Origin of the sequence: Methanosarcina sp. WWM596, from assembly GCF_000969965.1 — an archaeon.
Lineage (GTDB): Archaea > Halobacteriota > Methanosarcinia > Methanosarcinales > Methanosarcinaceae > Methanosarcina.
Genome location: NZ_CP009503.1, coordinates 2,154,665 through 2,179,441, shown reverse-complemented (window position 1 = coordinate 2,179,441; position 24,777 = coordinate 2,154,665). Strand labels below are relative to the sequence as shown.

Genomic DNA, 24,777 nt, shown 5'->3' with positions numbered 1-24,777 from the left:
CTGCTTTCATTTCTTTTCTGCTTTTTTTCAGGTCCTTCCAAGCAGTTTACACGCCTGGCAGAGATCTTCAGTACAGGTGTCCCCGCAGATTCTGCACTTATCGATTTTTGCAGGAGGAAGCTCCTTTGCAAGGGCTCCTACGAGCTTGTCAAAGCCGCGGAGAAGGGAATACTTGGTGCCCGGATGCTTTGTCTCAAAACTGTTCAACAGTTCCCTGATTTCCCCTCGAAGAGCTTCTCCTGCATACGGACACTCGCTGAAGTCCACAGGCAGGGAGTTTATCAGGGCATAGAGTGCCACTTCCTTTTCAGGAATATTCCGCAGGGGTTTTGCCCTCATTACGAGCCCTTCGATTGCTGCAGAAGGAGAAAGCCTGACCATTCGTTCCATATCTCCCCTGAAGTGGTTGAGGAGAATGGTCTGGGCTTCATCATCCAGGTTGTGCCCTGTTACCAGTTTCGTTGCCCCTATTTCAAGCGCTGTCCTGTTAAGGATGCTGTTTCTGAGAACTCCGCAGTAGCTGCATGTGCCTTTCTCCCGATCCATTACAGCCAGTTCGTCCATTGTAACCCCATGTTCATCTTTAAAAGACTTTATGATGTGCCGGACTCCAAGTGTTTCTGTAAGCTGTTTTGCAAGTTCAAGGGATTGGGGACGATATCCATGTATGCCCTCATCGACTGAAATTGCCACGATCTGAATATCAGGTCTTTCTCCCAGGATCTTATGAATTATATAGAGAGCAACCGAGCTGTCTTTTCCTCCGCTCAGAGCAACGGCTATTACATCATTTTTCCTGATGCTGTACTCTTTCCGGATTGTCAGCTTGATTTTCCTCTCAACATCCTCTATAAAATGTCTTTTGCAGAGATGCATACCGGAGTATTTTTGAAAAATAACAGCTTCATGATTACATTTTTTACATTTAATCGTCATTTGAAATCCTTTTTAAATCCTTTTTAATTCTTTTTAAATCCTTTTTAATTCTTTTTTAATTCTTTTTAAATTCTTTTTAAATCCTTTTTAAATCCTTTTTAAATCCTTTTTTTAGGAAGGGGACCCCTCGTATATATGGTTTATTACATGTCTTCTGGAGAAGCCGGAGTATTTTTTATATCTACTTCCGAAGGCTTCCTCAACTTTATTCCTAAACTATGTTTCCAAAGGTATATCCTTCTCAGCAATCAAACCTTACTTATTATTCATGTATTCAAATAATTACAGGGGAAATGGGAAAGGGGGCCTCTTTGTAATAGGAATCATTCCGGCAGAAGCCAGGCATCTTGAGGATCCCGGATGGATGAAGAGTTACATGCTTTTTTCGTCTTCAAATTACTATGATCCGGATAACGTCCAGTTTGAAAGCCTGTGCGTTTTTAACGATGACACTGCCCAGCAGGGCAAAGTTTTTTCAACTCACCCTCACTCTGATATGGAAATTATATCGGTTGTGCTTGAAGGGGAGATAACACATGAAGACAATATGGGGAATAGAGGACTCCTTGGAAAAGGAGATGTACAGTGCATTACCGCAGGTACCGGAATACAGCATTCTGAGATAAACACAGGAAACGAACCTCTGCATTTTTACCAGATCTGGATTTTACCTTCCGGAAACAGCCTTGAACCTGCATACTTACAGAAAAAATTCGAGGGATCCGGGTGGAAAAATCGTTTAACTCTAAGGCGGGAAGTCCCCTTCCTCAGAGCGGCAGCGACAGGTGGGGGATGAAAGCCATCAACTTTTACAAAACAACAGTAACATATTTATTTATACTTATAGATATGTCTATATAGTTATAACTATTCAGAATAAAATGAATTGTAGGGGCCATTCTGTGTATTCACTCCATTCTCATTTCATTCAGTGTGTGAAATATAGAAGAAAAGATCTAACGAATCCTCCGATAATTGATTTTCTCAAAACAAAAATCCATAACATAAGTGAAACATTCGATGTTGAAGTGCTGAATATAGAGTGTGACAAAGACCATTTTCACTTATTATTTTCAGCAAAACCTTCGCTTGATATTCCAAAGTATATTAACACCATCAAGACAATAACTTCAAGGGAGGTTCGCAAAAAATTTTCAAGAAATAAAACTATGTTATGGAAAGATATGTTCTGGTCAAGATCGTATTTTATCGCATAAACAGGGCAAGTAACCTTAGATATACTGATATGTGGAAAACCAGGGCAAATATGCATCTGACGAAGAAGATCAAGATCAATCCAACTGAAGAAAAGACGCGACATGCCTCTTTGGGAAAGAATTATGAAATGTGATTGTTGAAACGTAATTGATAGAGATAGAAATAGTGCTATCAACATCATGAAGCGATTCTTATCACAAAATGCTTTGCGGACAAGCTATCAGAAAGATTCTGATAATCTTCGACAAACAGGATTATAGATGGATACTTTCATTATGCAAATATCCAGGTGACGTAATCACTCGAAGGAAGTTCCGTCCTCGCTTTCATCAGAAAGCAGGGTGGGGTAGTTCACACCATAGGAGAACCGTCGTATCTTCATTTACATTTCTGCAGGTGAGCTCTCTGTAAATAGTCAGAGAATCGGACCGGGAGACCAGGCTCGTACCTGGAACAGGCTATCCATATGGAAGCTGTTTCTTCCGGTGCACCTGTAGAATTTGTCCTTATTGATGTTCCCCCGCAGGAAGCGGAAACACAGGCAAAAAGGTGAAAATAGCTGAAAATAAGATCGGAAAAATTAACGGAAAAAAGCAAAAAGACTGAAAAGAGGAGATGAGAAAATGCATAATCGACCGGGAAGGGGAAGCGATAGGAAAGAAATACAGCCAGGGAGAGGAAGTGATATGATAGTGGATCATCCAGGCAGGGGAGAGTCAGGAGAGGCAGAAGTAAGTAGAGAGGGAGATAAAAGGCAGAGAGGAAGATAAAAGGAAGCAAAACGAAGACTGACCGAAAGGGCGCAAGAATCGAGTGAGATAGTTTAGAGCGTGTCTTGAAATTAAATTTGATTTTACAATGATGACAGTAATTATCATTTGAACTGAAAAACGGTGTCATTAAACTGTTAAATGTCTAAAGTATAAATTTTAACCATGATGTCTAATGTATTTGCTTTCATACATCGAGTGAGTGAGCCTGATGTAATAAATTTACAGTCTGAATTTAAAGCCAGCAATGACCACTATCCAAATGTAGAAATGGTTTGAATTTTAAGGCAACTTCTTAGAGAACAGGATGGAAGTGAGAGGAAAAATAGTTTTAGAGAGGGATTTGCCTCCCACTTCTCCGTTGTTCTGATATCTGCGGGGGCCGGTTGAGGAATGGCGAACCTCATTTCCGGCTTCCGTATTTGAAACCTCTCCCGGTGCCGGGGACCGAGGAATGGCAAAAAACCTCAATAGTCACCTCATCCGGGCGGGGTTCCGGGTTGGCAAAGCAGGATTGAGGAATGGCGAACCTCATTTACCCTGATCTGCTGTTTTTTGCTAAATGCTCTCATGAACCCCATTCAATATTGGCATTTAGGACTACATTACATAATATAACTGTTAGATATAAAACATAAGTGGAAATGATTTTTCTTTTTCTTTGATGTAATAAAGCGCTTTCAAAATTTTCAAGTGGGTTATCGTATAGATAAGCTAAAATTGTCCGTACAGGCAAATTCTTTATTTAATATTTTCTGTCGGAAAGCCATCCGTCCAGTAAAGGGACATTATTCCAAGGGAAATTTATTTATAATATCAGGTTTTAAATTATTGACTTAAATTTAAATTCAAATCAAATTTACTTAAGTTACCTTTTCGTTTTCTTTTTTTCGTTTTCTTTTCGTTTTCTTTTTCTGTTCTATTTTTTCTGTTCTGTTTTCTTTTTTGTCCCTTTCTGTGGTTCTGTTCTCTTTTTCTTATTCCCGGTCTATTTTCTTTATCTTACCTTCGGCAGGTCGACATTTAATTTTTGATAATTTTTGTTGATGGCGATTTTGAAATGATGCCCCATAATTGTGTGTAGTTGTTAGGTTTACATATGACCAATTATTAATCTATCATACTAAACTTTAATGAAAAAATGATTCAGTGCTTATATAGGTCTTGAGAGTTGGGTCACACGTTAACCAGCTTTAAATTTAATAAATAGTTGTTTAAAGTTCTAAAACGGTATCGGAAAAAATATTCTAATTTATAATGTCGACCTGCCGAAAGTAAGTTTATAGTTATTCATTTTGTTATCTTTATCCCACATTCCGCAGTATTTTTTCAAAAATCAATATTTTCCCTCGCAGTATTTTTTCAAAAATCAATATTTTCCCTGATAGCATTTTTGAAACAAATTAAATTAATTTGGACTTTTAATGGAACCTGGTGAAAATTGAATGATATCGTTTTTTTGTCTTTATGATACACCATATAACTGCTTTACCTCCTGCATAAAAGTCCAATAAATCCACGTTTTATTGAAAATCGATAGCAAGAAAAATTGTGAATATGCAAAAATTTACTGCGGAAAGTGGGTTTATATTTATTTATTCTGAATTTTTCTCTTTATTTCGGATTTATTCTCTGTTTTAATATTTCTTTCAATTGCGAATAAACAGTATCAGGCTTCAAATTTAGACTTCAAATTTAGACTTCAAATTTAGACTTCAACCGGTCATCTATGAAACAAAATGTATTTCGTAGCAAGATTAAGTATTAATAGTAAATGTGGTGAAATTAATAGTAAGTGTTTGAAATATGTGGTGAAGTGGGTCCAATTATGAAATAATTATTTTATGGGGTGCCGGTTGAGTGGAAGACGTTTCTTTGTTCTTGATCTTTTTTTCTGTGCTTGTAGGTTACCTGCTTGGCATATTTTCAGGGCTTTTGCCTGGCATACATACAAACAATTTTGCACTTGCACTTGTAGCTTTTGCCCCTTTTCTGGCTGAGAGGGGAGTTGCCCCTTTTTACATTGCCCTTATAATCCTCTCAAATGCTGTCTCGCATACTTTTCACGACATTATTCCGTCTGTGTTTTTGGGGGCACCTGACGGAGACACGGCACTTGCAGTTCTTCCGGGGCACAGGCTTTTACTTGAAGGCACAGGAGCAGAAGCGGTACGTCTCTCTGCACTCGGAAGTGCAGGCTCGGTGGTTGCATCCATGCTTTTTGTATTACCTTTTTCCCTTTTCTTCGGGGCTGTTTACCCTTACCTGCAAGAGTATATGGCATGGGTCTTGTTAACGATTGTAGTTATCATGCTTGCGAGTGAGAAAGGTGGGGAGGCAAAGGGGCAGGGCTCACTTGCAAAATACAGGTCCAGAGCTTTTGCTCTCTTCCTGTTTTTGATCACAGGAGCTCTGGGGCTCTTTGCTTTTTCAAGAGAAAATTATCTGGTCCCTGTTATAAGCCTCGGGCAGGCATCCGTGCTCCTCCCTCTCCTCAGCGGTCTTTTCGGGGCATCCCAGCTCATTATAAGCCTCCTCACAAGCTCCGAGATTCCCGAAGAATCCGTTTCTAAATTTGAACTTTCCCGAAAAAGAATCCTGAGAGGAGTCTTTACTGGCAGCACCGCAGGTTCCCTTGTAGCCTGGCTGCCCGGGGTTTCTTCTGCTATTGCTGCCCTTCTGGCAGGGCTCTTTGTAAAGTCTGACTTCGACAGAATGTCCATAAAAAAAGAAAGCTCTGAACCTGTGCCCGGAGGGCAAAAATCCTCTCTTTTTTCAGACCCCTATGCAGACCCCCAGACTCTTGAAAGCTCAAAGGAATTCATTGTCTCGGTTTCCGGGGTAAATACTTCAAATGCTATTTTCGGGCTGGTAGCCCTCCTGGTTATAGGAAAGACCCGGAGCGGGGCAATGGCTGCCGTGAATGAAATCCTGGGTATCGGGTCACTTGGTTTTCAGGTAATCCTGCTCTTTTTTGCCGCGATCCTGCTGACCGCCCTGTTTTCGTACTTTTCCACGATCTGGATAGGGAATAATGCCCACTACATACTCCAAAAATTTGACTACACAAAACTCTGTACCGGGGTTCTTGCAGGGCTTGCAATAACGGTCTTTCTTTTTACAGGGGTTTTTGGGCTCTTCCTCTTTGTAATTTCTACCCCCATTGGCATGCTTCCGTCTTTTATGAAAGTCAGGAAATCCCATGCAATGGGAGTTATTTTACTGCCTGTAATTCTTTATTTCTTTTAAAGGGGAGGGAATAGTTGACGAAACGGAGCTTTAACTCTCCGTAACCATCTGCATCTTCCTCTGTTTATCAATGCGCAGGAGCTTTTCCTACAATTGCCCTTAGCCCTTCTACCAGATCCTTCAGCATTTTTACGGGAATGCCAACCGTCAGTTCTGACTCCTGAATACCCGTATATGTCCTGCTGCCCGTACAGCCGACTGTTATTCCCATTTTGCCTGTAAGATAGGGCTTGGCAACAGCATCGGAACAGATGCTCTGCTTGCCTGCAAATTCGGTTTCAATTCGCCCTCCCTCATTGTAGAGGGCTGCCTGGGTCAGGAGCATCATCTGTTTAGGGGAACAGATTATCACAATAACATCGGGCACGAAGGTTACACTTTCAAGAGGTGCATAAAGGGTTGCCTGAGTGGATTCAGCCTCAAGCATGGGGACTCTTTCAAGAGTCTTTTTCGAAGCTTCCAGGGTCTTAAAATGCTTCAGTTTGTCGTAATAGAACTCCCCGCTTGCCAGTTTGGGAGGCATGTGCCCAAGCCCCATTGCTGCAGCTCCTCCTTTACAGGCCTGATCTTCAAGAACGGCATAAAACTCTTCTTTTGTTTTGCGTGTATGGTCCACTATCTCGCAGTGTTTCATTTTCCCTTTGATCCGTGGTATCCCTTCCGGAATTTCAGCGCCTTTCGGAACCAGGGCTACTGCTACTGGTGAAGTTTCCAGTTGAAGCAATTCGATTATTTCTTTACCGTACTCATTTATCTCGTTAATTTGCTCGGAATTTACTGTTTCCATCCAGATGACTCCTTATTTCAAAGATAGTGTAAGGTTTAAGGTTTATATAGAAATCAGAAGCAATGATTCTTTTCAGTTTTTTTCTGTATACTTTTCTGAACGTATATAAAGCTGCATAACACTCATTATATAACATTCATGAGATCCTTTACTGATGAGCGAAAATATAAAACTTAAAATGTATTGGATTGAAATTATAGATGAAATAAAATAAAATGATCGAATGAAATAAAAGGATTGAATAAAAAACAAAACTACTTAATTTAAAAGAAACTGTTTAGAAAGAAAACTGAAATTAAGGCCAAAGCCTGATTTTGGCTTAATTGGAAGCAATGAATCATGAAGCGGGGTTTACAAGACAATGAAAGCACAACTTGAACAGCGTTTGGTAGAACTCAGGGCTGAATATGAGTCAGGCCAGAAAATTCTCCAAGATATCGAGATAAAACTTGTGGAACTTGAAAACAGGAAGAAAAACCTGAAAGAAGTGCTCCTCAGGATCAGTGGAGCCATCGAGCTTCTTGAAGAGGTTCTGGGAGAAGAGAATAAAAGCAACATTCCGGACGTACCCGGTTCAGAAGCACTCAGTCCAGAAGTACCTGGTACAGAAATACCGGATACTGAATCTAAGAAAAAAGAAGTTGAAGTGCCCCTTGTTATAAGGTTACCTCTGGAACAGGCTATTAAAAAGCTAGAAGAAGCGGGGCTGCGTGCCGGTAATATTGTAGAAAAGAGTATTTTTGTAGTAGGTGTACATTTCGGAGATGTTATCCAGCAGAAACCAAAGGGTGGAATGTTCGTTGAAAGAGGGTCAGCCGTAAATCTGGTCGTGGCAAAAAAAGGGAATTTTAAGCCTGATCTGAGCCAGAACGCCCTTTTATGCCCATATTCAAGGCACTGAGAACAGGGGTCTGCCCTCAAGCTTGCAGGTTCCTGAACACAAATATAGAAAACTATTATGAACAGAATGAAAGAGCACTGATGAGAGGATCTGGTACTGATGAGAGGATCTGGTACTGATGAGAGGATCTGGTACTGATGAGAGGATCTGGTACTGATGAGAGGATCTGGTACTGATGAGAGGATCTGGTACTGATGAGAGGATCTGGTACTGATGAGAGGATCTGGTACTGATGAGAGGATCTGGTACTGATGAGAGGATCTGGTACTGATGAGAGGATCTGGTACTGATGAGAGGATCTGGTACTGATGAGAGGATCTGGTATTAATAAGAGGATTTGGTACGAATGAAAAGACTTGATTCTGAATATGATATATTTCTTCCGGAACTCCGGGAGCAGTGTAATGTTGCACTCAGGAGTTTCGAAAATTTAAATAGCGCAGGGAACAGGAACCTGTACGTTTGTCTTAATGAATTTTTCGCTGCATGCAGCCGGATTTCAACCATTCTCTGGAATAAAAATAACAAAAAACACAGAAAGCATCTCAGGTCCATCTTTTCCATAGCCAATGACTCTCCTATTTCCCCCAGATCTCTATCTGAACTGGAGACAGTGCTTGGAAGTATTGAAAACACTCTTGAATATAATGAAATGAAAAGTGCCCTGCAAGAACCAGCGGTTTTTTCATACGATCCCGGAACAAAAACCTTGACAACTGGTGGAAAAAAGTATGAAATCCTGCCTCTTTTTCTGGCTGTAAGGGACCTTTATGCTTCCCTCCCTTTCTTCAACGAACTTCAGGCCTGCACTGAGATGCTTGAAAAAGACTCTCTGAACGCCACAGCGCTCTTTCAAAAAGCCATGCTGATATATAACACAAAAAGGTTTGAAACTGCCCTGCAACTTCTAGAGCAGGTGCTTGAAATAGTCCCTGATGATTTCAGAGTCTGGTACAACAGGGGTGTACTTCTCTCGGAAATGGGCCGGCTTGAGGAAGCAATAGATGCTTATGATAGGGTAATTGAGCTTGAACCGGCTTTTGAAATTGTATGGGACAATAAAGGAGTTGTCCTTGCCAGGCTTGGCAGGCTTGAAGAAGCTCTCGAATGCTACGAAAAAGTGCTCAGGAGAAAACCTAAATATGCCGAAGCCTGGGCAGGAAAAGGTGCAATCCTTTCTGCACTTGACCGGAAAGAAGAAGCTCTTGAAGCATACAGTTCAGCCCTCAAAATAAGGCATGATTATATGGAAGCCCTTAAATGTATCAGCAGTCTGTTTTCCAGGATGGGAAGATTTGAGGAGGCTCTGGCAGCATACGACACGGCTCTTCAGTCTGCCCCGGAAGATCCCAGCCTCTGGGCAGGCAAGGGGCTTGTCCTTTCAGAACTGAACAAACAAGAAGAAGCTCTGCAAAGCTGTAACAGAGCTCTCGAACTGAAACCGGGTTTTGTTCCTGCTCTTGAAATCAAGACCGAAATCCTTTCTAGAATCAGCCGGCAAAAAAACCAGAACGCTCGATAACCTTTTTTCGGAATAAAACTGTGTCTTTTTTTTAGTCAGTATAATTCGAATTCGAAAAGGGTCCGAATAAATCTTTATCTGAAAACGGAGGATTCCGATATGGTAGAGGAAATAAATACCACAGAAAGTGCTAAGATAAAACAAAAGGAGCTGGAAGCGGCAGGAAAAACTGAAGAAACCGAGGATCCCAGACAGCTCCTTATCACAGCAGGTGAGGCTGATAATTATGAAGACAAACTTAAGCTCTATGATAAAGCCTTAAATCTGGACCCCATGTACCTTGATTCCTGGATCCAGAAAGGTTTTGTCCTGGATAGAATGGGAAGGTCCGAGGAAGCTCTTGAATGTTATAATAAGGCTCTAGAACTCAATCCTGATCACCTGGGAATAAAGTGCCTCAAGGGTTTTGCCTACAATAACTTAAAGGATTTTGAAAAAGCCATAGAGTGCTATGATGAAGTCCTTAAGGTCAACTCCGAGGATGTCTTCTCCTGGTACCAGAAAGGTTCGGTTCTGGAAAATCTTGGAAGATACGGAGAGGCTATGGAAGCTTACGACAGAGCTCTGGAAATAGACCCTACTGACACCCTTATCAGGGAGAAAAAGCTGAGGCTCTTGGGGCTTATTTATAAAAAGGGGACTCTAACGGATTCTCCGGACAGCAACTTTAATTGAGCCTGAAAAATACAAAAAATTTACAGGAAAAAATCAGGAAATAATTAGAAAAAATTGAAGGGGCTGTGTTTCAGCCTTTATTTTTTACTAGCCTCGTTTTCTTTTTTGATTTCTTCAACGGTTTCTATGAGTTTTTCTTTGATTTTCACTATGGAATTAACAGCTTCACCGCCGATTTCAATAGGTGCCCTTTTTTCCAGGTCAGCCTGCATTAACTGCTGGTCAAAAGGAATTTCTCCAAGCACCGAAATGCCAAGCTCTTCAAGCCTGGCGTTGACTTTTCCAGCGCCTCCTTTGTTAATTACGGCAGCAATATGTTTTATCCCAATCTCGGAAGAGAGTTTTTTAATCCTTTCGGCTGTTTCAAGGGACCGGGCTCCCGGCTCCACCACCACAATCATAAGGTCCATTCCGCGTGTGGTACCTCTTCCCAGATGCTCGATTCCGGCTTCCATGTCCAGGATAACTGCACTCTTTTCCTTAAGCATCAGGTGCCTTAGAAGAGCCCTGAGGAAGGCTGATGCCGGACACATGCACCCACTTCCTCCCTTATCCACAGTACCCATTACAAGCATCCTGACTCCGTCAGGCCCTATTACTCCGTATTTGCCTGCAATGTCGTCCACTTTTGGGTTATAGATAAAAGCCCCGCCTTCGGTACCTGCCCTTTCCTGAATGAGGTCTTTGAAATCAACAAGGGGCGTTGGGGGGTTTTCGATCCCTAGGGAAGATGCCAGGTTCATATCCGGGTCTGCATCTATTGCCAGGACTTCGTATCCGTCTCTTGCAAGCAATCTTGCCAGAGTGCCTGAGAGGGTAGTTTTTCCAACACCGCCTTTTCCGGTAATTGCTATTTTTATTTGAATTCCCCCTTAAATTTTGGTTATAAATCAAATGTAATAATTTTCTACTCGAATATAACTCTCAAACTGTTTATACTTACTCATTTGTGCCGGCTTTTTTCAAAACATTAGGAACACAGGTATTTATTATTTCCTGCTCTACGCTCCGGAATGCGTTCTGAAGGTAAGTATGAACCCTGAAGACGAACCAGAAATTCCGGAGGCGGTTCAGGGGAGTCCCTGATAGGGACACATACGTAGTGTTTCCGCGCCTTACGTTCACACTATCCTTTACCCATTCACTCCCGTCCCGGCAGCCGGCTGTTGACCTGAGGTGATAATCATGATTTTCGAGGTCAGCAAAGAAGGGGTCCAGATAGATATCAGATGCCGATGTTGCATTTTTATAGTTCCCTTCTGTGTTGTTGTAGAAACAGCTGTTTTCCAGTACAAGGGTGTGGGTTCCCGAAAGGTAGTTAGTTACCCCGTACCCTGTCTCGGCAGGATCTTTTACTCACTGCAGGGTGTTTGTAATGATGTTATTGCTGACAGTAGTTGTGTATCCCGTGCCTTTTGGTAAAAGTCTGTCGAAGTGTCTGCAGAATACATGAGGACAACGGCAACATGGTTGGTATACGCCGTCAAACACGTTGTTTTCAATAAGGATATCATGGAATCCGCTTGCTACGATACCGCCCGACCCAGTCAATATTCGGGTTCGTGTCCATATCCTGAGCCCGGTATTTGTCCTGCAGGTTATCGTATTGTTCCAGGCTTCTACATTCGTGCACTCGATTGCAAACATGCCGTCATGCCCTAGTTTATATACCGTGTTATTGTAAAACTGAACATTTTCTCCATATTTTATCCTCAGCCCGTCTCCATGCTCGTCGTGTATGTACATATCATATACTTTTACATCGTTGCAATGAATAAAGTAAATCACGTTATAGTAGTTTTTACCTCTGGCGACGTCGGTGTTTTTGTCATGTTTTCCGTCAACTTCGAAACCTCTTATCGTAATGTTGTTATTTCCCGAACTGCTCATCTACTGGTTGAGGGATTTTGCGGCAGCCCAGCCTGCGTTGTCGATCAGCTTTATTCATAGATATATAGCATAAAAAATAAAATTTTTTGAACGAAGCTAACTGTTACAACCTCTCAATTGCTTCTCATTTATTTATAAACCCGGAGTCCTTTTTCGAAGCAATTTGCATAAGGTATCTTTCTATGTGCTCCCCCTGCTTTTTAGAAAAGCCCGAATCCCTGGCAAGCCGGTCGATCACCTTCTGTACTCCTGTCCCGTACTGCATTGCTTTTTTCTTTTTCCAGAGAATTTCCGGAGGGATCAGACCTTCTGCCGCCTTTCTGAGAATATATTTTCGTGTATAAAAGCCGTCTTTTTTCAGTACCTTAAGCTCCGGGCTTATTGCAAGCCCGGTTTTTATTACTTCTTTATCCAGGAAGGGCACCCTGAGTTCCACAGAATTGGCCATTGTAACCATATCGTCCCTTTCAAGGTTAATTTTTGAGATGTTTTCAAGGTCCGAGTAAATCTCCCTGTCGAGTACCTCAGCCCCCTTTTCGAGAAACTCCTCATGCCTCCTGTATCCTCCAAAGAGTTCATCTGCCCCCTGTCCGGTCAGAAGGACTCGTTTTCCATCTTCTCTTGCAGTTTTTGCAACTATGTAGAGAGGAAGCCCTATTGCCACAGTCATCGGGTCAGTAGATTCGGTTGCATAAATTACCTGAGGGACTGCTGCCTCTATTTCTTCGGGGGAAAGGAAATGGACTTTCAGGTTTCTCTTCATTCCGATAGCTTCAGCTGCACTCTCTGCCTGAGCAACGTCGTGAGAATCCGGAAGCCCAACCGCATAAAGGGGGATCTCAGGATCAAGACATTTTGCAAGGGCTGCTAAAAAGGTACTGTCAATACCCCCTGAAAATGCAATTCCCGCAGCCGGGGTAAGCCTGAGTTCCACAGCCTTTTCAAGGGCTGTTTTCAGGTGAAATAAAGCCTTTTTTTCGGCGTAAATTCTCTTCTCAGGGGATTTTCTCTTCAGGTATCCTTCAGGGGTTTTTTCTGTGACTTTCCCGTTTTCGGTATTGAAACCCAGAATCCCTCCCTGAGGAAAGGACTTTGCTTTTCTGCCGATAAAAGCAAGGGCTTTTTTTTCGGAGGCAAAGGCTATTTCTGGCTTTTCTGCTCCTTTTCCGGAGCAGTAATAAAGGGGCTTCACTCCTGAAGGGTCCCTTGCAAGTACAAGTTCTCCTCCGCAGGCATATGCAAGGGCATAGTCCCCGTTTACTTTAGAAAGTGTGGAGCAGACAGCATCTATTGGTGTACTTCCTTCCTTTACCCTGGTTTCTAGAAGTGAAAAAAGAAGTTCTGTATCGGAATCGGTTTTTATCCCTTTCTCAGCTGCAAGCTCGCGAAAATTGAATAACTCTCCATTGAGTACGAGAGCTCCTTTCCCTGTAAGCGGCTGGGGCATATCTCCTGTTATTTTTAGAAGGGTATTTCCTATGCTCAGGTTTCCTGCCGTATAGGTCCCGCAGGCATCAGGTCCCCTGTGTCCCAGAACTGCAAGCATCCTCTTTACTTCCATATTACTGTCAGGGGTTCCGAAAACTCCTGCTATTCCGCACATGATTACACCTTTTTTCCTGTCCTTTCTGTCCGGTATACACGAGCGCAGCCCTGTATTTATTATTTTGCAATCTTCTGGCAATGCATCTCCAAACGGTCTGAAGATGGGACATTGTCCGTGAAGTAGATCGATCCGGAAAAATGTGTTGCCAATGCAGGTTAAAAATCCCTGGTCAAAAAATGTTGTGGTCCCTGATTAACTGGTTGATCAATTCGGGGTCCGGGAAGAAAGCTTTCAGTATTTTCTCCCTGCGCAGCATGGGATCCAGGCCATCCAACCATGTTAGTAAAAAAGAATCTTCAAGCCAGTGCTGCAATTAAGAATAATTGATACTATGAAAATACCTCGGGATAAGAAATACTTCACCTTACCCTGAAAACAGCCTTTTTTATTCTCATTCGTACCGGTTTTTCTATTTTTTAGTATTTGCACTTTTTATGTCACTTTTGCCTGTTATAAAGGAAGTTTTTTATCTATGTCTTCCAATATACGCAATGTTTTTAAGCATCTTATAATTATTATGGTGCAGACCGGAAATTGTTTACCTTAAAGTTCACCTTCTCTTTCACCTGATGCCGCATTCAGGCTACCGAAAAGCAGGTGGAATTCCGATTAATTTTAAATTCAAAATTGAGGCTTACAAAGATGCAGTACCAGGCAACAATAACTATTGAGCAGAAAGCAGGCATGCTTGACCCTGAAGGCACCACAGCTAAAAGAGCTCTCGGGCACCTTGGATATGCAGTTGAAAGCGTAAAGACCGCAAAACTATACGAAATCGTCCTCGAAGCCGAATCTGCCGAAGTTGCGGAGCAGAAAGTTGATGAGATGTGCCAGAAGCTTATTGCAAACCCAATCATCCACAACTATACTATAAAGCTCAAGGAACTTAACTGAGGTTTCCCCGGGAACAAATGGATTGAAAATCCAGAAAACAAAATGTTTTAAAAATACTAAAGGAAGATTGAGGGAAAAAGATGAAGATTGCCATTATTCAGTTCGGGGGCACAAACTGCGACATGGATGTCCAATATGTCCTTAAAGACGTGGTTGGTGTGGATGCCGAAACTGTCTGGTACAAAGAAGAAAACCTGGCCGGATTTGACGGAGTCGTTGTTCCGGGCGGCTTTTCCTATGGAGATTACCTCAGGGCAGGGGCTATTGCAGCCCGAACTCCGATTATGGATTCCGTAAAAAAAATAGCATCCGAAGGAAAACCTGTGCTTGGGATCTGCAACGGTTTCCAGGTGCTGACCGAAGCCCGGCTGCTCAAAGGAGCTCTTACTACAAACGAATATCCGAAATTCAGGTGCCACTGGACCAATCTCAGGGTCGAGACAACTGATACTCCCTTTACCTCGAGGTTCAGGAACGGCGAGGTGATAAGGATGCCCATTGCCCATATGGAAGGCAAGTTCTTTGCTGAAGAGCCGGCCCTTGAAGAGCTTGACAAAAACGAGCAGGTCGTTTTCCGTTACGTAGATGAGAAAGGAAGAGTAACAGATGAAGCCAACCCAAACGGTTCTCTGGAAAACATTGCAGGAATAGTAAACGCTTCAAGAAACATTCTTGGTCTCATGCCCCATCCAGAAAGAGCTTCCGAATCAATCCTCGGTTCGGATGACGGAAGAAGGGTTTTTGAGTCCATGGCGGATTATATTACTGAAAACTTTTAATCCACTTTTTATTTCTTTAAATTGAGTTCAGTTTTCTGCTAACTCAAACTTTTTTTGTCCAGTTTTCTATTTTTCAGGTGCTCCCTGGTTAATTGGTTGGTATTATTCCGATATGATCTTTTGTTATATCTCCTGTTCCGTGTAACCAGGGACAACCAACCAGTTTCTTCAAGGTGAAAATAATGGGAAGCCAGAAAGTAATTCAGGATTCACAGCAAATAGAAGCCGTCCTTTCAACTGCAAAATACCTCTGTCTCGCCCTTTCCGATTCAGAAACCCCCTATATCGTCCCCATGTCCTTTGGCTATAAGAAAAACGCTATCTATCTCCACAGCTCCCGGGAGGGCAGGAAAATCGAGATTCTTAAAAAGAACCCCTGGGTCTGTTTCGAAGCCAACATCGAAACCGAAGTGATCACTGCTGACGACCCCTGCAATTATAACGTCCGCTACAGGAGTGTCATCGGGCACGGGCAGGCAAAGTTCCTGGAAGATTACAATGAAAAAGTCGAGGGGCTTACCGTGCTTTCGGAACATTACGGAAAAAAGGGGCTGTTTGAGTTTGAAGAGTGGAAGGTTAACAGGCTGTGTGTGATTAAGATCGAGATTGAGACGATGACCGGGAAAGAAAGCGGGTTTTAATCTGCTTTTCTCTTAATTGTTAAAGCCTTCAATGAAGAGTTTACTGTAAAGTACTGTAAACATGAAAATTTAACAATAAACCTTTTGTTGCCTTATCTGATAATTAGCATACCTCTTCGGGGCTAGATAGAGAAATCTCAGTTTTTTCTCCCTGCGTCGCGCTGGGCCTGAGCCCGCCTTCCACCCAGATCAAAAACAACCGAGAAAACGACCCCGCAACAACGAGAAACAATAAGCTGAAAAAATGTCCACGGGATGAGAGAATACTTTCCTTAAGTTCGGAAGCCACTTTTTAATTTATAAGTAAATATAAGCGCCTTCGCCAGCTTGTCTGGCAGCCCTGAAAAAAGAAAGAAAATTGAGACTGAAATACCTTAATTGAATAATAAATATACATCAGCCGGGATTCGAACCCGGGTTCGAGCGTTGGCAACGCCCGGTGATGACCGCTACACTACTGATGTACAAGGTTGGCAGGGTGCCCATCGCTTTTTTAACTATATAATTTCTTATTAATTAAGTTGACCCCGGGAGAGATTTTGTATGTCCTTTTGTATGTCCTGGTCCAGGAAAAAAATCCCGTTTTAGTTCCGACAGTATTGGTTTTCCATTTGCCTGTCAGGTATGTTCTTTTTGCTTTTACTGTATTTCTTTTCCTTATTCTTAATTCTTTGATTAGAATCTATTCCCTGTACAATTGTGGGGAATTGTGTTTTATATTATCAAGCCAGTATAGATGGCATCTTTCGTGAGCTGGCAACTAAGTATTATATATCTCTATAATATATCGATCTCTGTACTTGTCTTCTTACTTTTATATTGAATTTTATGAGTGATGGGTTTTGAGCGAGCTTGAAAAACTGATTAACCTTGCAAAAAATGCAGCCGATAAAATCCGGAAGCATAGATTTGTGCGCATAGTTTCACATAATGATGCTGATGGGCTGACTTCAGCCGGAATTATGGCTCAGGCCCTGCTAAGGGCAGGCATCGGTTTCCAGCTTTCAATAGCAGGAAAACTAGACGGGGCTGTGATTGAAGAAGTGAACAGTGGTATCTCTCAGGGAGACCTGGTCATTTTCTGTGATATGGGCAGTGGACAACCTGAGCTTATAGGCAAGGTGGCGGCTGACGTCGTGGTGATTGACCATCACCAGCCAGTAGGGCATTCCCCCGCAAAAGCCGTGGTAAACGCCCATATGGTAGGAATCGACGGGGCAACAGACATCTCGGCTTCCGGCACGTGCTATCTTGTAGCCAGAGAACTCGGGACCGGAAACATCGACCTTGCAGGGCTGGCAATTGCAGGGGCAGTTGGAGATAGGCAGCTTTTCCAAACTGCCAATGCCTTTATTCTGGAAGAAGCCCTGAAAGCAGGAGTTGTGTCAATCAGGAAAGGGCTGAAGGTAGGGGACGGAAACCTTGCGGATGTGCTCGCGTACAGCACAGAACCTTTTCTGGATGTAACCGGTTACCCGGAAAAAGCAGCGGAATTCTTAAACCAGCTAGGGCTATCCGGAAACATTGAAGACCTGTCTGCGGAAGAGATAACAAAACTTGCCAGTGCCATTGCCCTGAAACTTGTCAAACAGGCAAGTCCCGAAGCAATTGAAGCTGTCATCGGAGATACCTTTCTGCTTAATCTGGAACTGGTGCACAATGTCTATGATTTCATCTCCATTCTTAATACCTGCGGGAAGCAGAAGGTTTACGGGCTTGCCCTGGCTCTTTGCCTTAAAGACTCAACTATTGTTGATGAAGCCCTCACCCTTACAAAGGAACATGAAAAGAACCTTGCCGTGGATGTCCGGGAAAATGTGGGAAAAATTCGCAAAGGGGGAAATATCTGGTATATCAACACGGTTGATACCCTTTCCACAGGAAGCCTTGCCACAACTGTAGTCAGATACCTTCATCCCGAATTCCCTTTCATCTGTGTAAACGAATCCGAGGGAATCCTGAAGGTTTCTGCTAGGGGTACCCGTGAACTTGTATCAAAAGGTCTTGACCTTGCCTTTGCCCTCAGGGAAGCTGCAGGCGCAGTCGGCGGAAGCGGAGGCGGACACAGTGTCGCATCCGGAGCCTCAATTCCATTAGGAAGTGCGGAGGAGTTCCTGAATATCGTAGACCAGATAATAGGAGACCAGCTCAGGAAAAACACCAGTGGGAAGGCAAAGTAAAGGCAAAGAAAACAATAGCAAATAAAAGTAAATAAAAGAAAGGAAAATTTAAAAACGCATGGGGCATGTTTATGAAAATCACAGGTACAATTGAGTTCTCTGACCCGAAGTCAAGAAAGTCTGCAGCCAGAATCCTGAAAGCCCTTTCCCCGGACAACCTGAGGAGTATGGAAAGTGAAATCAGTGATGAAAGAGTTGCTGTGTGGTTTCATTCCAAAAAAATTGGCTCTCTTCTTGCAACCGTTGACGATTTTCTTATGAATGTGAAAATAGGAGAGGGAGTTGAACAGACTCTGGAGAACGAAAAATAAGAAGGGAAAAGTAAAAATTAAGAAATGAAATTAAGAAATGAAATTAAGAAATGAAATTAAGAAAAGAAACGGGAAATCTGGATTCTCTTTCCCGGTTGTTGTTAAACTGTTTTTTAATTTGCATGTCCTTCATACCAGAGCTTTATAAGTTTCTCGAGCCTTTCACTCGTTAGTTCTACTTCTGTAGCAGGGACCGGAAGACTGTTTTTATAGACATGTATTGCTTCCTGGAGTTCTTCTGTACTTATATTTTTTCCTCCCTGAGAGGTCGAATTGTCCCAGGGGTTCCAGTCACGGACTGTCCAGTTCCAGGTGCGTATAGCCGTTTCACTCCCTGTTAAGGCCCTTGAGGTAACGTTATAAATTCCGGGAGAGGAAGCACCGGAATAGGAACTGCTTTTAACACCGGATTCAGAATGCTTTACCACTCCGTTAAGGTACCAGGTTACAGTGCTGGCATGGTTTGTGCTGATACTGAACTCCTGCTCCTCCCCTTCATAGGTCGTGATATTTTCCCCTGGGTTTGCAGAGAGAATAGTGAGTGGAGTCACTGTTATGTAATTGCTCTTTGTCTCTGAGTCAGGCCCGTTCCTGTTGCTTATATTCAGTGAGACAGTATAATTTCCGTAGGAGCTATAGGTGTAGACCGGGTTCTTGGCTGTTGAGTCCACAATTCCGTCTCCATTCAGATCCCATTCCCAGGAAAAGGCACTCTGCGAGAGATCGGTAAACTGGACTGTAAGAGGAGAAACCCAGCTGGTGATATTTGAAGAAAAGTCAGTATCAGGGAGGTCATTAACAGTAGTGAAAGCTTTTATGCAGAGGTTTGCTTCTGAACATCCAGCCTCTGATGTCAGGTCTTTCCAGTTGACTCCATCCGAACTTAGATAGCTCTCTCCGGAATTAGCCTGTGCCTTGCTGCTATAACCGAAAAATGGCTGCTCAATTGCAAGAGGGTACAGGAAGAAAGGATTGCTGAACTTTATAACCACTGAAAATTTCTCTCCGGAAGTCAGGTTTACTGGTGAATTCAGCAGGTGAGTATGGTAGCCAGGCAATGAGCATGTTCCGTTTTCTTTTACAACAAAATTCCTTTCCTGGTTAAGAGGGCCATTAGTCGGGTTTTTGTAAACATATATCTCATAAGCCGTATCAAGATCTGTGGTATAGAATCCTATAGCTTCAAGTTTTTCGTTTCCTCTCGAAGAAAATACATTGCCGCCCCAGGCAGTTAAATATCCAGAGTCAGGGTATCCAAAAGAGGTTATCCATCCGAGTGGGTCATACTGGTAAATGCAGTCAAAGTTGTCCTTCTCTGCAGCAGTAAACACGGCGTTTTCTTTGTATGCGAGCCTGGTGTCATAGTAAGAAATATAGAAGTATCCTTCTTCTCCCCAGGCTTCTCCCCAGGTGTTCTTTATAATAAAAGCTCCGTCCCCGGGGGGTACCTGTTTGAACATGTTCCTATCAAAAGAATCGTTCCAGCCTACGATAGTTATTGCGTGATTGGCATTACTTGAATCTGTGCATATATAGGTACAGTTATTCTTCTGGTAATAAAACGAGCTCCAGTACATTGTGGAGTACACAGCTCCGTAATCCATAAGAGCTTCTTTGATCACCTCATTGTCCAGGGGTCCAGTTCTCCCGGGAAGTATAAGCACTTCCTGGACATGTTTTTGCACAGGAAGTCCTGTCGGAGAGTAGGTAGAAGTTTCGCTAAAAGGGTCTTCGGAGTAGTTTACAGGCCCGGACCAGCGGGCAAGATATGCCATGGACATGAAGGCATTCCCACCGTCATTGACAGTAAGGTCAAAACCGTCTGAATAATATTTTGTAACTAAATTTTTCATGTTATTTTCGGAAAAATCTCGATATTCTCCTTCTGTCCCCAGGATATAAGATTCAAGGGATTCAAGGCTCGAAAAAGCCCAACAACTTCCGGTCTGTCCCTGGTCCTTCACATAGGTGACCTGTCCTTCCTCACGCAGGTCATAGGTTTCAGGGAGTTCCGAACCTGATGCCCTGAACAATAGCCTTTCCGCAGGCTTTGAGAGCCCCGATAGGCTTACCGGAGAAGGAGTATATCCAGTGCCTGAAATGCCCCTGCCGTCAGAAGGTGAGAAGGAACCAGCTGGATCTGATCGTTCAAGATCCAGAAACTCGGGGTTCAGAGGAGCCGTTTCAATCATAGGTTCTGAAAGAGATGTATTTTTAGGGGACGGCTCGAAGTTTTCGGTACTTCCGGCAGCAAAACTCGGGCTGCCGGAAAAACACGAAAATAAGATTGTAAGTGCAAGCAGGAGGGAATTTATTTTTTTCAAGAATTTCGGCCTCGGATAGTATCGATTTTTAGATAACTGGCTGAGATAGTACGGAGTGACTTGTACAGAGGGCTTTTTCGAGATTCAAATCTCTGGACTATATACAAATCATAAGTGGATCTTCATCAATCATCAGTATAATTAATATTCCCCAGTAAATTTCTTTTGAATAAGTATTAGTACTGTTAATTTATTAAATTTATGTACAAGTTCTTTTCTAACAGCATATATTTTTTACAAAAAGTAATTAAGTTTTTTTTTGTATTAAATAGCCTCTAAATATGAATATATTTTCGAAAAATAGGTTTTAATAGCCTGATATTTCCTTTTTGTTCAAAATAGATAAATTGGTATGAATGCAAAAATATATATATAGTAAAATTAGATTTTTTTTAACATATTTTATTCTTGGAAAACTATCTTTTCATTATAAGGGGCAAAAATAAGTTAATTTGTAGATACTGTTGTGGTCTTTCTTCTGATTATTTAATGTTTAACAAGGATCTGTTCTAATGAGTGTTTCCAATAGAAAGAGACATTAAGTTTGCCTTCCCATACTCTTATAAGGCATACTTACAGGGGGGAGAAAGCCTGCTTTCGGAAACACTTGCAGACCTTGAGAATACCAGCCAGGAAGACCTTGATAAGGAAATCCTGAGAGCCGCAATGATCGCAGAACTGGATGCTATAAACATCTATGAACAGATGGCAAACCTGACAAAAAACGAGGAGATCCGTACAATTCTCCTTGACATCGCCAGGGAGGAAAAGGTTCATGTAGCCATGTTTGAGACCGTGCTCCTTCAGACTGATGAGGAGTTTTTAAAGATTTATGCAGATTATGCACTTGCCAGAAGATAAATGAAAAATAGTTAGAGACCTTTTTTAACTTTATATGGCTTTTTTAACTTTATATGAATTTTCTTCATAGATTTTCAGGTATCTTTTTCGCAAGCCTCTTTTTTAAGCTTTACCACATAATCATTTATACCCGACACCGCCATATTTTCTATTGATCTTCCATGCTTGAGGAATATGCGAAGAAGAGAGATTTTAAAAAGACCTCCGAACCTCCAGTTAATGAGTTAGAAAAAAGTTCCGGTAAACCTATTTTTGTGGTCCAGCGCCATGATGCAACCAACCTTCATTATGATTTTCGCTTGGAGATGGACGGAGTCCTGAAAAGCTGGGCAGTCCCTAAGGAGCCGCCTAAAAAAGCCGGCATCAGGAGGCTTGCCATCCAGACTGAAGACCACCCACTCGAATACGCCGATTTTGAGGGAAAAATCCCAGAAGGAGAGTACGGAGCCGGTAAGGTTGAAATCTGGGATAAAGGTACTTTTGAGCTTTTGAAGCGTAACGAGAAAGAAATTACTGTCACACTTGAGGGGGAAGGGCTGAAAGGGGTTTATGTGCTGATAAGGACAAACTACGGTAAAAAGGGTAAAGGGTGGCTTTTTTTTAAGAAAAAAGCCGATTGAAAAGTTATTGGAACTCAACTGATTAATATAATTTGTAGTTAACCGATAAAGATTATTGATAGTAAATTTAAAAGTAACTTAAGGGCAGCTTGATCAGGGTAAATAGACACGATGAAATTTCTGACGCAGGGGTTTACAGGCTCATACCTTAGACTCAAACTGGGCTTCTTAAACAGATGCAGGAGTGATAATATGGGGAAAGTTACGGAAGAGAGGGTGAAAGTAAGAATTATTGAGACTGCAGGAAGCAGTTGCTGTGTTGCAGCCTGTGATGGACAAAAAGTGCATGACAGGATTGCAGACGATTTCCACAAAAACAGGAAGGTTGATCTCTCTTTTGCAGAGACTAACGAAATTACACCTGCCTTTCTGAACGCAGCTGTGGGGCAACTTTACGGAACTTTTCCGGCTGAACTGATTGAGAAAAACCTTTCTTTTACGGACCTTGACCCTGAAGATGAGGCTTCCATAAAGAGAGTCATGGAGAGAGCAAAAGGCTATTTTGAACATGCATATTCCTGCAGAAAGGCTCTCAGGGATGTGATCGGAGGCGAAGATGCATAAGAGTATCCACCGCGCAACAGTTTATCCTTTAAGGCGCAGTGTGAAACTTCGTCCTGGAAAAACCCTGCCTGTAAAGCCGAGCCCTGCTCCTATCCATTCCACAGCGACGTATGATTTTCCTGCCGAACAGAATTATTTTTTTGACACCAATATCTGGCTCTATATTTACGGTCCTATAGGCTGGCCTGACCAGAGGTCTGCCATATATTCCAGAATGTTAAGAGAAATCCGGGAATCAAACGGCACTATCTATATAAACTGCATGATTATCTCGGAATTTATTAATGCCTTCTCAAGAATCGAGTTCAAACAGCAGACAGATTATTCAAGGTTCAAGGATTTCAGAAACTCATTAAGCTTTCGTCCCATTGCTGTAGATATCGCCTCAAACGTTAAAAAAATCCTCAGAAATACCCTTGCCTGCGACCCCGATTTAAAAGTTATAGACCTGCCTGAAATCATGCGTTTCTTTGAGCAGGGAAAGTACGACTTTAATGACCTTCTCTTTGCAGAAATCTGCCGCGAAAAAGGCCTGGTCTTTGTAACCCACGACAAGGACTTCAGCGACATGGGTGTTGAGATCCTGACCGCAAACGAGAAGCTGTTTCATCACAGGTGAGCAGGAAATAATATCTGATTTAAAGAATGTGAGGAGAGTAATCCATTAGATTCATGGGTTTCCCATGTTTAGTTTTACAGTCAGCACATTCCTATTCTCTATTTTTTAAGATGAGCTTAGAGTTATGGAATCCATAAACATTATCAATTTTAGGAGATATTTCAAAGCACAGATCTTCTGCAGTTTAACTGAAAAACCAGTGGCAATAGACATAGAGCATCCAATATTATATTTGGTGAGTCGCTGGTTGCGGTAAGTTTCCGGAACTTCAGCGTACCAGCCTGAAAAATCATGTCGTGGTTAAGCGGGATGACGTAGACACAGTCAGGCTGGACGACCATTCCGTCTTTGACCTCATAAACCGGCATCCGTGTATAGCATCCTGTCAGGTGCATCCTGTCAGGTTGCGAGAATGCTCTTGTGTTTAGGGGTCAGGTGCTGCACCAGGATAAACGCCATGCTGCGGGATTGGTGTCGTTGGGAATAGCTGGAAATATATTTTCGAACGCAGCCGGCCCACCAGCAGATGCGCTGATGCCCATGATGGGAAAGTCCTCTTTTGGGGTTTTATTCGAGTCTGCATTCGGAGCAGGATGTTCACTAATGGAGGCTTCTTCTGTAGTATGCAGCTCTCCCTCTTTGCCTGTGGCTTCTTTTTTTTGACCATATCTACTTTGAAAAAAATTCATGTATCTCTGGTTAAGTGAGGAAATTAAGTGAGGAATCATGATAAATTGCACCTATTTCTACAATAGTTATCTAAAATTTTAATATAATATAGGCTGGAGCAAAGTATCGATTTTAGGTAAAGAGGGCAAAGTTTGAGATCGATTTATGGTACAAAATCGATAGCTTTCGGGCAAGAAAATTCCTTAACCGATGACCAATGGAATGAAATTGTTTTGGGACGAGCTCATATAATATTAACTCAGTATTATAGGAGTACCAATATATCAAAACTGGAATTTAAGAAATCATAATTTTTTTATGGGTGGGGAGTTAAATGAAAGATCTTTATAAAATATTTATGATAGATCAAAACAAAATATTTAAAATAATAATTGATTTAGTCACTATTGTCATCCTTTATATACTGCTACTGGCGCTACTTGTGGGGGTGATAAATATCCTCCAGGATATCAAGTCAATTCTATTCGGGACTCTTGGGGGTGGTTTTGGCCAGATAGTAGCCAGTGTCCTCACAATTTTTGTTCTTATTGACCTTTTCAAGACTTTTGTCGATTTTCGTGAACATGAAGAAATCAGAATTACATATGTAACCGATGCTACGATTTTAATAGTCATGCGTGAAATCGCGGCAGGGGTATATGCCCAAAGATTTGATTATCAATTTATTTTAGGCCTATCGGCATTGCTGTTGATATTGGGTATAGTAAGGGCCCTAACTGTCAAATATCCACCCAAATAAT

General features: G+C 42.1%; 26 protein-coding genes, 1 tRNA gene and 1 pseudogene. 17 read left to right on the top strand and 11 right to left on the bottom strand.

What is annotated here, in order from left to right:
• Nucleotides 1-27: 27 nt before the first annotated feature.
• Entirely contained in the window at nucleotides 28-936 is a 909-nt protein-coding gene (locus MSWHS_RS09545) for a TIGR00269 family protein (protein WP_048127654.1), read from the bottom strand.
• 268 nt (nucleotides 937-1,204) lie between these two features.
• Between MSWHS_RS09545 and MSWHS_RS09540 the strand changes: the two genes are divergently transcribed.
• The 3 genes from MSWHS_RS09540 to MSWHS_RS20305 all read left to right on the top strand — a co-directional run bounded on the left by MSWHS_RS09540 (nucleotide 1,205) and on the right by MSWHS_RS20305 (nucleotide 2,924).
• Nucleotides 1,205-1,732: a pirin family protein gene (locus MSWHS_RS09540; RefSeq protein WP_052722675.1), complete on the top strand. Its 528-nt coding sequence runs from the start codon at nucleotides 1,205-1,207 to the stop codon at nucleotides 1,730-1,732.
• Nucleotides 1,733-1,817: 85 nt separating this feature from the next.
• On the top strand, nucleotides 1,818-2,153 hold the full coding sequence (gene tnpA / locus MSWHS_RS09535) for an IS200/IS605 family transposase (protein WP_231585730.1): 336 nt from the start codon (nucleotides 1,818-1,820) through the stop codon (nucleotides 2,151-2,153).
• Nucleotides 2,154-2,777: 624 nt separating this feature from the next.
• A complete protein-coding gene (locus MSWHS_RS20305) occupies nucleotides 2,778-2,924 on the top strand; it encodes a hypothetical protein (protein WP_156148109.1) in 147 nt (48 codons plus the stop codon).
• A 403-nt stretch (nucleotides 2,925-3,327) separates the two neighbouring features.
• On the opposite strand, the gene MSWHS_RS21995 is transcribed toward MSWHS_RS20305, so the two are convergent.
• Nucleotides 3,328-3,459, bottom strand: a complete 132-nt coding sequence (locus MSWHS_RS21995) for a hypothetical protein (RefSeq protein ID WP_255350496.1) — start codon at nucleotides 3,457-3,459, stop codon at nucleotides 3,328-3,330.
• Nucleotides 3,460-4,784: 1,325 nt separating this feature from the next.
• On the opposite strand from MSWHS_RS21995, the gene MSWHS_RS09525 reads away from it, so the two are divergent.
• Nucleotides 4,785-6,173 carry a tripartite tricarboxylate transporter permease gene (locus MSWHS_RS09525; RefSeq protein ID WP_048158968.1) on the top strand — a complete coding sequence of 463 codons (1,389 nt, stop codon included), beginning with the start codon at nucleotides 4,785-4,787 and terminating at the stop codon, nucleotides 6,171-6,173.
• A gap of 67 nt (nucleotides 6,174-6,240) precedes the next feature.
• Here MSWHS_RS09525 and MSWHS_RS09520 read toward each other — a convergent pair whose 3' ends face one another.
• Nucleotides 6,241-6,960 (bottom strand): DUF169 domain-containing protein, encoded by a 720-nt coding sequence (locus MSWHS_RS09520; RefSeq protein WP_048158967.1) that lies wholly within the window; start codon nucleotides 6,958-6,960, stop codon nucleotides 6,241-6,243.
• A gap of 361 nt (nucleotides 6,961-7,321) precedes the next feature.
• Here MSWHS_RS09520 and MSWHS_RS09515 point away from each other — a divergent pair, with 361 nt between their 5' ends.
• From MSWHS_RS09515 to MSWHS_RS09505, 3 genes are all read left to right on the top strand, one after another.
• Nucleotides 7,322-7,861 (top strand): PASTA domain-containing protein, encoded by a 540-nt coding sequence (locus MSWHS_RS09515; protein ID WP_048127664.1) that lies wholly within the window; start codon nucleotides 7,322-7,324, stop codon nucleotides 7,859-7,861.
• Nucleotides 7,862-8,207: 346 nt separating this feature from the next.
• A complete protein-coding gene (locus MSWHS_RS09510) occupies nucleotides 8,208-9,383 on the top strand; it encodes a tetratricopeptide repeat protein (RefSeq protein WP_082088071.1) in 1,176 nt (391 codons plus the stop codon).
• Between the two features lie 99 nt (nucleotides 9,384-9,482).
• On the top strand, nucleotides 9,483-10,058 hold the full coding sequence (locus MSWHS_RS09505) for a tetratricopeptide repeat protein (protein ID WP_048127666.1): 576 nt from the start codon (nucleotides 9,483-9,485) through the stop codon (nucleotides 10,056-10,058).
• Nucleotides 10,059-10,135: 77 nt separating this feature from the next.
• On the opposite strand, the gene MSWHS_RS09500 is transcribed toward MSWHS_RS09505, so the two are convergent.
• From MSWHS_RS09500 to MSWHS_RS09490, 4 genes and pseudogenes are all read right to left on the bottom strand, one after another.
• A complete protein-coding gene (locus tag MSWHS_RS09500; RefSeq protein ID WP_082088072.1) occupies nucleotides 10,136-10,924 on the bottom strand; it encodes an AAA family ATPase in 789 nt (262 codons plus the stop codon).
• Between the two features lie 73 nt (nucleotides 10,925-10,997).
• Nucleotides 10,998-11,183 carry a hypothetical protein gene (locus MSWHS_RS21540; protein WP_082088073.1) on the bottom strand — a complete coding sequence of 62 codons (186 nt, stop codon included), beginning with the start codon at nucleotides 11,181-11,183 and terminating at the stop codon, nucleotides 10,998-11,000.
• 6 nt (nucleotides 11,184-11,189) lie between these two features.
• Nucleotides 11,190-11,804 (bottom strand): annotated as a pseudogene (locus tag MSWHS_RS20295) (right-handed parallel beta-helix repeat-containing protein); the annotation flags it as partial.
• A gap of 268 nt (nucleotides 11,805-12,072) precedes the next feature.
• Nucleotides 12,073-13,632, bottom strand: a complete 1,560-nt coding sequence (locus MSWHS_RS09490) for an asparagine synthetase B (RefSeq protein ID WP_231585365.1) — start codon at nucleotides 13,630-13,632, stop codon at nucleotides 12,073-12,075.
• A gap of 564 nt (nucleotides 13,633-14,196) precedes the next feature.
• Here MSWHS_RS09490 and purS point away from each other — a divergent pair.
• The 3 genes from purS to MSWHS_RS09475 all read left to right on the top strand — a co-directional run bounded on the left by purS (nucleotide 14,197) and on the right by MSWHS_RS09475 (nucleotide 15,868).
• Complete coding sequence (gene purS / locus MSWHS_RS09485; protein WP_048130327.1) at nucleotides 14,197-14,448, top strand: phosphoribosylformylglycinamidine synthase subunit PurS; 252 nt, start codon at nucleotides 14,197-14,199, stop codon at nucleotides 14,446-14,448.
• An 80-nt stretch (nucleotides 14,449-14,528) separates the two neighbouring features.
• A complete protein-coding gene (gene purQ / locus MSWHS_RS09480) occupies nucleotides 14,529-15,227 on the top strand; it encodes a phosphoribosylformylglycinamidine synthase I (protein WP_048127668.1) in 699 nt (232 codons plus the stop codon).
• Between the two features lie 182 nt (nucleotides 15,228-15,409).
• Nucleotides 15,410-15,868, top strand: coding sequence for a pyridoxamine 5'-phosphate oxidase family protein (locus MSWHS_RS09475; RefSeq protein ID WP_048127670.1), 459 nt, complete (start codon nucleotides 15,410-15,412; stop codon nucleotides 15,866-15,868).
• Between the two features lie 392 nt (nucleotides 15,869-16,260).
• Here the strand turns inward: MSWHS_RS09475 and MSWHS_RS09470 are convergent.
• Nucleotides 16,261-16,332: transfer RNA gene (locus tag MSWHS_RS09470), tRNA-Gly, on the bottom strand.
• 378 nt (nucleotides 16,333-16,710) lie between these two features.
• Here MSWHS_RS09470 and MSWHS_RS09465 point away from each other — a divergent pair.
• Both MSWHS_RS09465 and MSWHS_RS09460 read left to right on the top strand, forming a co-directional pair.
• Nucleotides 16,711-18,048, top strand: coding sequence for a DHHA1 domain-containing protein (locus MSWHS_RS09465; protein ID WP_048127672.1), 1,338 nt, complete (start codon nucleotides 16,711-16,713; stop codon nucleotides 18,046-18,048).
• Between the two features lie 71 nt (nucleotides 18,049-18,119).
• On the top strand, nucleotides 18,120-18,359 hold the full coding sequence (locus tag MSWHS_RS09460) for a KEOPS complex subunit Pcc1 (RefSeq protein WP_048127674.1): 240 nt from the start codon (nucleotides 18,120-18,122) through the stop codon (nucleotides 18,357-18,359).
• Between the two features lie 113 nt (nucleotides 18,360-18,472).
• Here MSWHS_RS09460 and MSWHS_RS09455 read toward each other — a convergent pair whose 3' ends face one another.
• Nucleotides 18,473-20,683 (bottom strand): lectin like domain-containing protein, encoded by a 2,211-nt coding sequence (locus MSWHS_RS09455; RefSeq protein ID WP_048127676.1) that lies wholly within the window; start codon nucleotides 20,681-20,683, stop codon nucleotides 18,473-18,475.
• Between the two features lie 591 nt (nucleotides 20,684-21,274).
• On the opposite strand from MSWHS_RS09455, the gene MSWHS_RS09450 reads away from it, so the two are divergent.
• The 4 genes from MSWHS_RS09450 (at nucleotide 21,275) to MSWHS_RS09435 (ending at nucleotide 23,347) form a co-directional block, all read left to right on the top strand.
• On the top strand, nucleotides 21,275-21,544 hold the full coding sequence (locus MSWHS_RS09450; RefSeq protein ID WP_048130328.1) for a demethoxyubiquinone hydroxylase family protein: 270 nt from the start codon (nucleotides 21,275-21,277) through the stop codon (nucleotides 21,542-21,544).
• A gap of 161 nt (nucleotides 21,545-21,705) precedes the next feature.
• Nucleotides 21,706-22,164, top strand: a complete 459-nt coding sequence (locus tag MSWHS_RS09445) for a DNA polymerase ligase N-terminal domain-containing protein (protein ID WP_048127678.1) — start codon at nucleotides 21,706-21,708, stop codon at nucleotides 22,162-22,164.
• A gap of 111 nt (nucleotides 22,165-22,275) precedes the next feature.
• Nucleotides 22,276-22,728, top strand: coding sequence for an STAS-like domain-containing protein (locus MSWHS_RS09440; protein WP_231585364.1), 453 nt, complete (start codon nucleotides 22,276-22,278; stop codon nucleotides 22,726-22,728).
• Complete coding sequence (locus MSWHS_RS09435) at nucleotides 22,721-23,347, top strand: PIN domain-containing protein (RefSeq protein ID WP_048127682.1); 627 nt, start codon at nucleotides 22,721-22,723, stop codon at nucleotides 23,345-23,347. The genes MSWHS_RS09440 and MSWHS_RS09435 overlap by 8 nt, the downstream gene beginning before the upstream one ends.
• 161 nt (nucleotides 23,348-23,508) lie before the next feature.
• Here the strand turns inward: MSWHS_RS09435 and MSWHS_RS20960 are convergent, their stop codons facing one another.
• Both MSWHS_RS20960 and MSWHS_RS20955 read right to left on the bottom strand, forming a co-directional pair.
• Nucleotides 23,509-23,742, bottom strand: a complete 234-nt coding sequence (locus MSWHS_RS20960; RefSeq protein ID WP_197073888.1) for a chemotaxis protein CheB — start codon at nucleotides 23,740-23,742, stop codon at nucleotides 23,509-23,511.
• A gap of 36 nt (nucleotides 23,743-23,778) precedes the next feature.
• On the bottom strand, nucleotides 23,779-24,075 hold the full coding sequence (locus MSWHS_RS20955; RefSeq protein ID WP_197073886.1) for a hypothetical protein: 297 nt from the start codon (nucleotides 24,073-24,075) through the stop codon (nucleotides 23,779-23,781).
• A 275-nt stretch (nucleotides 24,076-24,350) separates the two neighbouring features.
• Between MSWHS_RS20955 and MSWHS_RS09420 the strand changes: the two genes are divergently transcribed.
• Complete coding sequence (locus MSWHS_RS09420; RefSeq protein WP_231585363.1) at nucleotides 24,351-24,776, top strand: phosphate-starvation-inducible PsiE family protein; 426 nt, start codon at nucleotides 24,351-24,353, stop codon at nucleotides 24,774-24,776.
• The last annotated feature ends 1 nt before the right edge of the window (nucleotide 24,777 follow it).

Excerpts from the sequence above, each read along its gene's own strand:
- MSWHS_RS09545 (WP_048127654.1), bottom strand. The coding sequence starts at position 936 with ATGACGATTAAATGTAAAAAATGTAATCATGAAGCTGTTATTTTTCAA.
- MSWHS_RS09540 (WP_052722675.1), top strand. The coding sequence starts at position 1,205 with ATGTATTCAAATAATTACAGGGGAAATGGGAAAGGGGGCCTCTTTGTA.
- tnpA (WP_231585730.1), top strand. The coding sequence starts at position 1,818 with ATGAATTGTAGGGGCCATTCTGTGTATTCACTCCATTCTCATTTCATT.
- MSWHS_RS20305 (WP_156148109.1), top strand. The coding sequence starts at position 2,778 with ATGCATAATCGACCGGGAAGGGGAAGCGATAGGAAAGAAATACAGCCA.
- MSWHS_RS21995 (WP_255350496.1), bottom strand. The coding sequence starts at position 3,459 with ATGAGGTTCGCCATTCCTCAATCCTGCTTTGCCAACCCGGAACCCCGC.
- MSWHS_RS09520 (WP_048158967.1), bottom strand. The coding sequence starts at position 6,960 with ATGGAAACAGTAAATTCCGAGCAAATTAACGAGATAAATGAGTACGGT.
- MSWHS_RS09515 (WP_048127664.1), top strand. The coding sequence starts at position 7,322 with ATGAAAGCACAACTTGAACAGCGTTTGGTAGAACTCAGGGCTGAATAT.
- MSWHS_RS09510 (WP_082088071.1), top strand. The coding sequence starts at position 8,208 with ATGAAAAGACTTGATTCTGAATATGATATATTTCTTCCGGAACTCCGG.
- MSWHS_RS09505 (WP_048127666.1), top strand. The coding sequence starts at position 9,483 with ATGGTAGAGGAAATAAATACCACAGAAAGTGCTAAGATAAAACAAAAG.
- purS (WP_048130327.1), top strand. The coding sequence starts at position 14,197 with ATGCAGTACCAGGCAACAATAACTATTGAGCAGAAAGCAGGCATGCTT.
- purQ (WP_048127668.1), top strand. The coding sequence starts at position 14,529 with ATGAAGATTGCCATTATTCAGTTCGGGGGCACAAACTGCGACATGGAT.
- MSWHS_RS09475 (WP_048127670.1), top strand. The coding sequence starts at position 15,410 with ATGGGAAGCCAGAAAGTAATTCAGGATTCACAGCAAATAGAAGCCGTC.
- MSWHS_RS09460 (WP_048127674.1), top strand. The coding sequence starts at position 18,120 with ATGAAAATCACAGGTACAATTGAGTTCTCTGACCCGAAGTCAAGAAAG.
- MSWHS_RS09445 (WP_048127678.1), top strand. The coding sequence starts at position 21,706 with ATGCTTGAGGAATATGCGAAGAAGAGAGATTTTAAAAAGACCTCCGAA.
- MSWHS_RS09440 (WP_231585364.1), top strand. The coding sequence starts at position 22,276 with ATGAAATTTCTGACGCAGGGGTTTACAGGCTCATACCTTAGACTCAAA.
- MSWHS_RS09435 (WP_048127682.1), top strand. The coding sequence starts at position 22,721 with ATGCATAAGAGTATCCACCGCGCAACAGTTTATCCTTTAAGGCGCAGT.
- MSWHS_RS20960 (WP_197073888.1), bottom strand. The coding sequence starts at position 23,742 with ATGCACCTGACAGGATGCTATACACGGATGCCGGTTTATGAGGTCAAA.
- MSWHS_RS20955 (WP_197073886.1), bottom strand. The coding sequence starts at position 24,075 with ATGATTCCTCACTTAATTTCCTCACTTAACCAGAGATACATGAATTTT.
- MSWHS_RS09420 (WP_231585363.1), top strand. The coding sequence starts at position 24,351 with ATGAAAGATCTTTATAAAATATTTATGATAGATCAAAACAAAATATTT.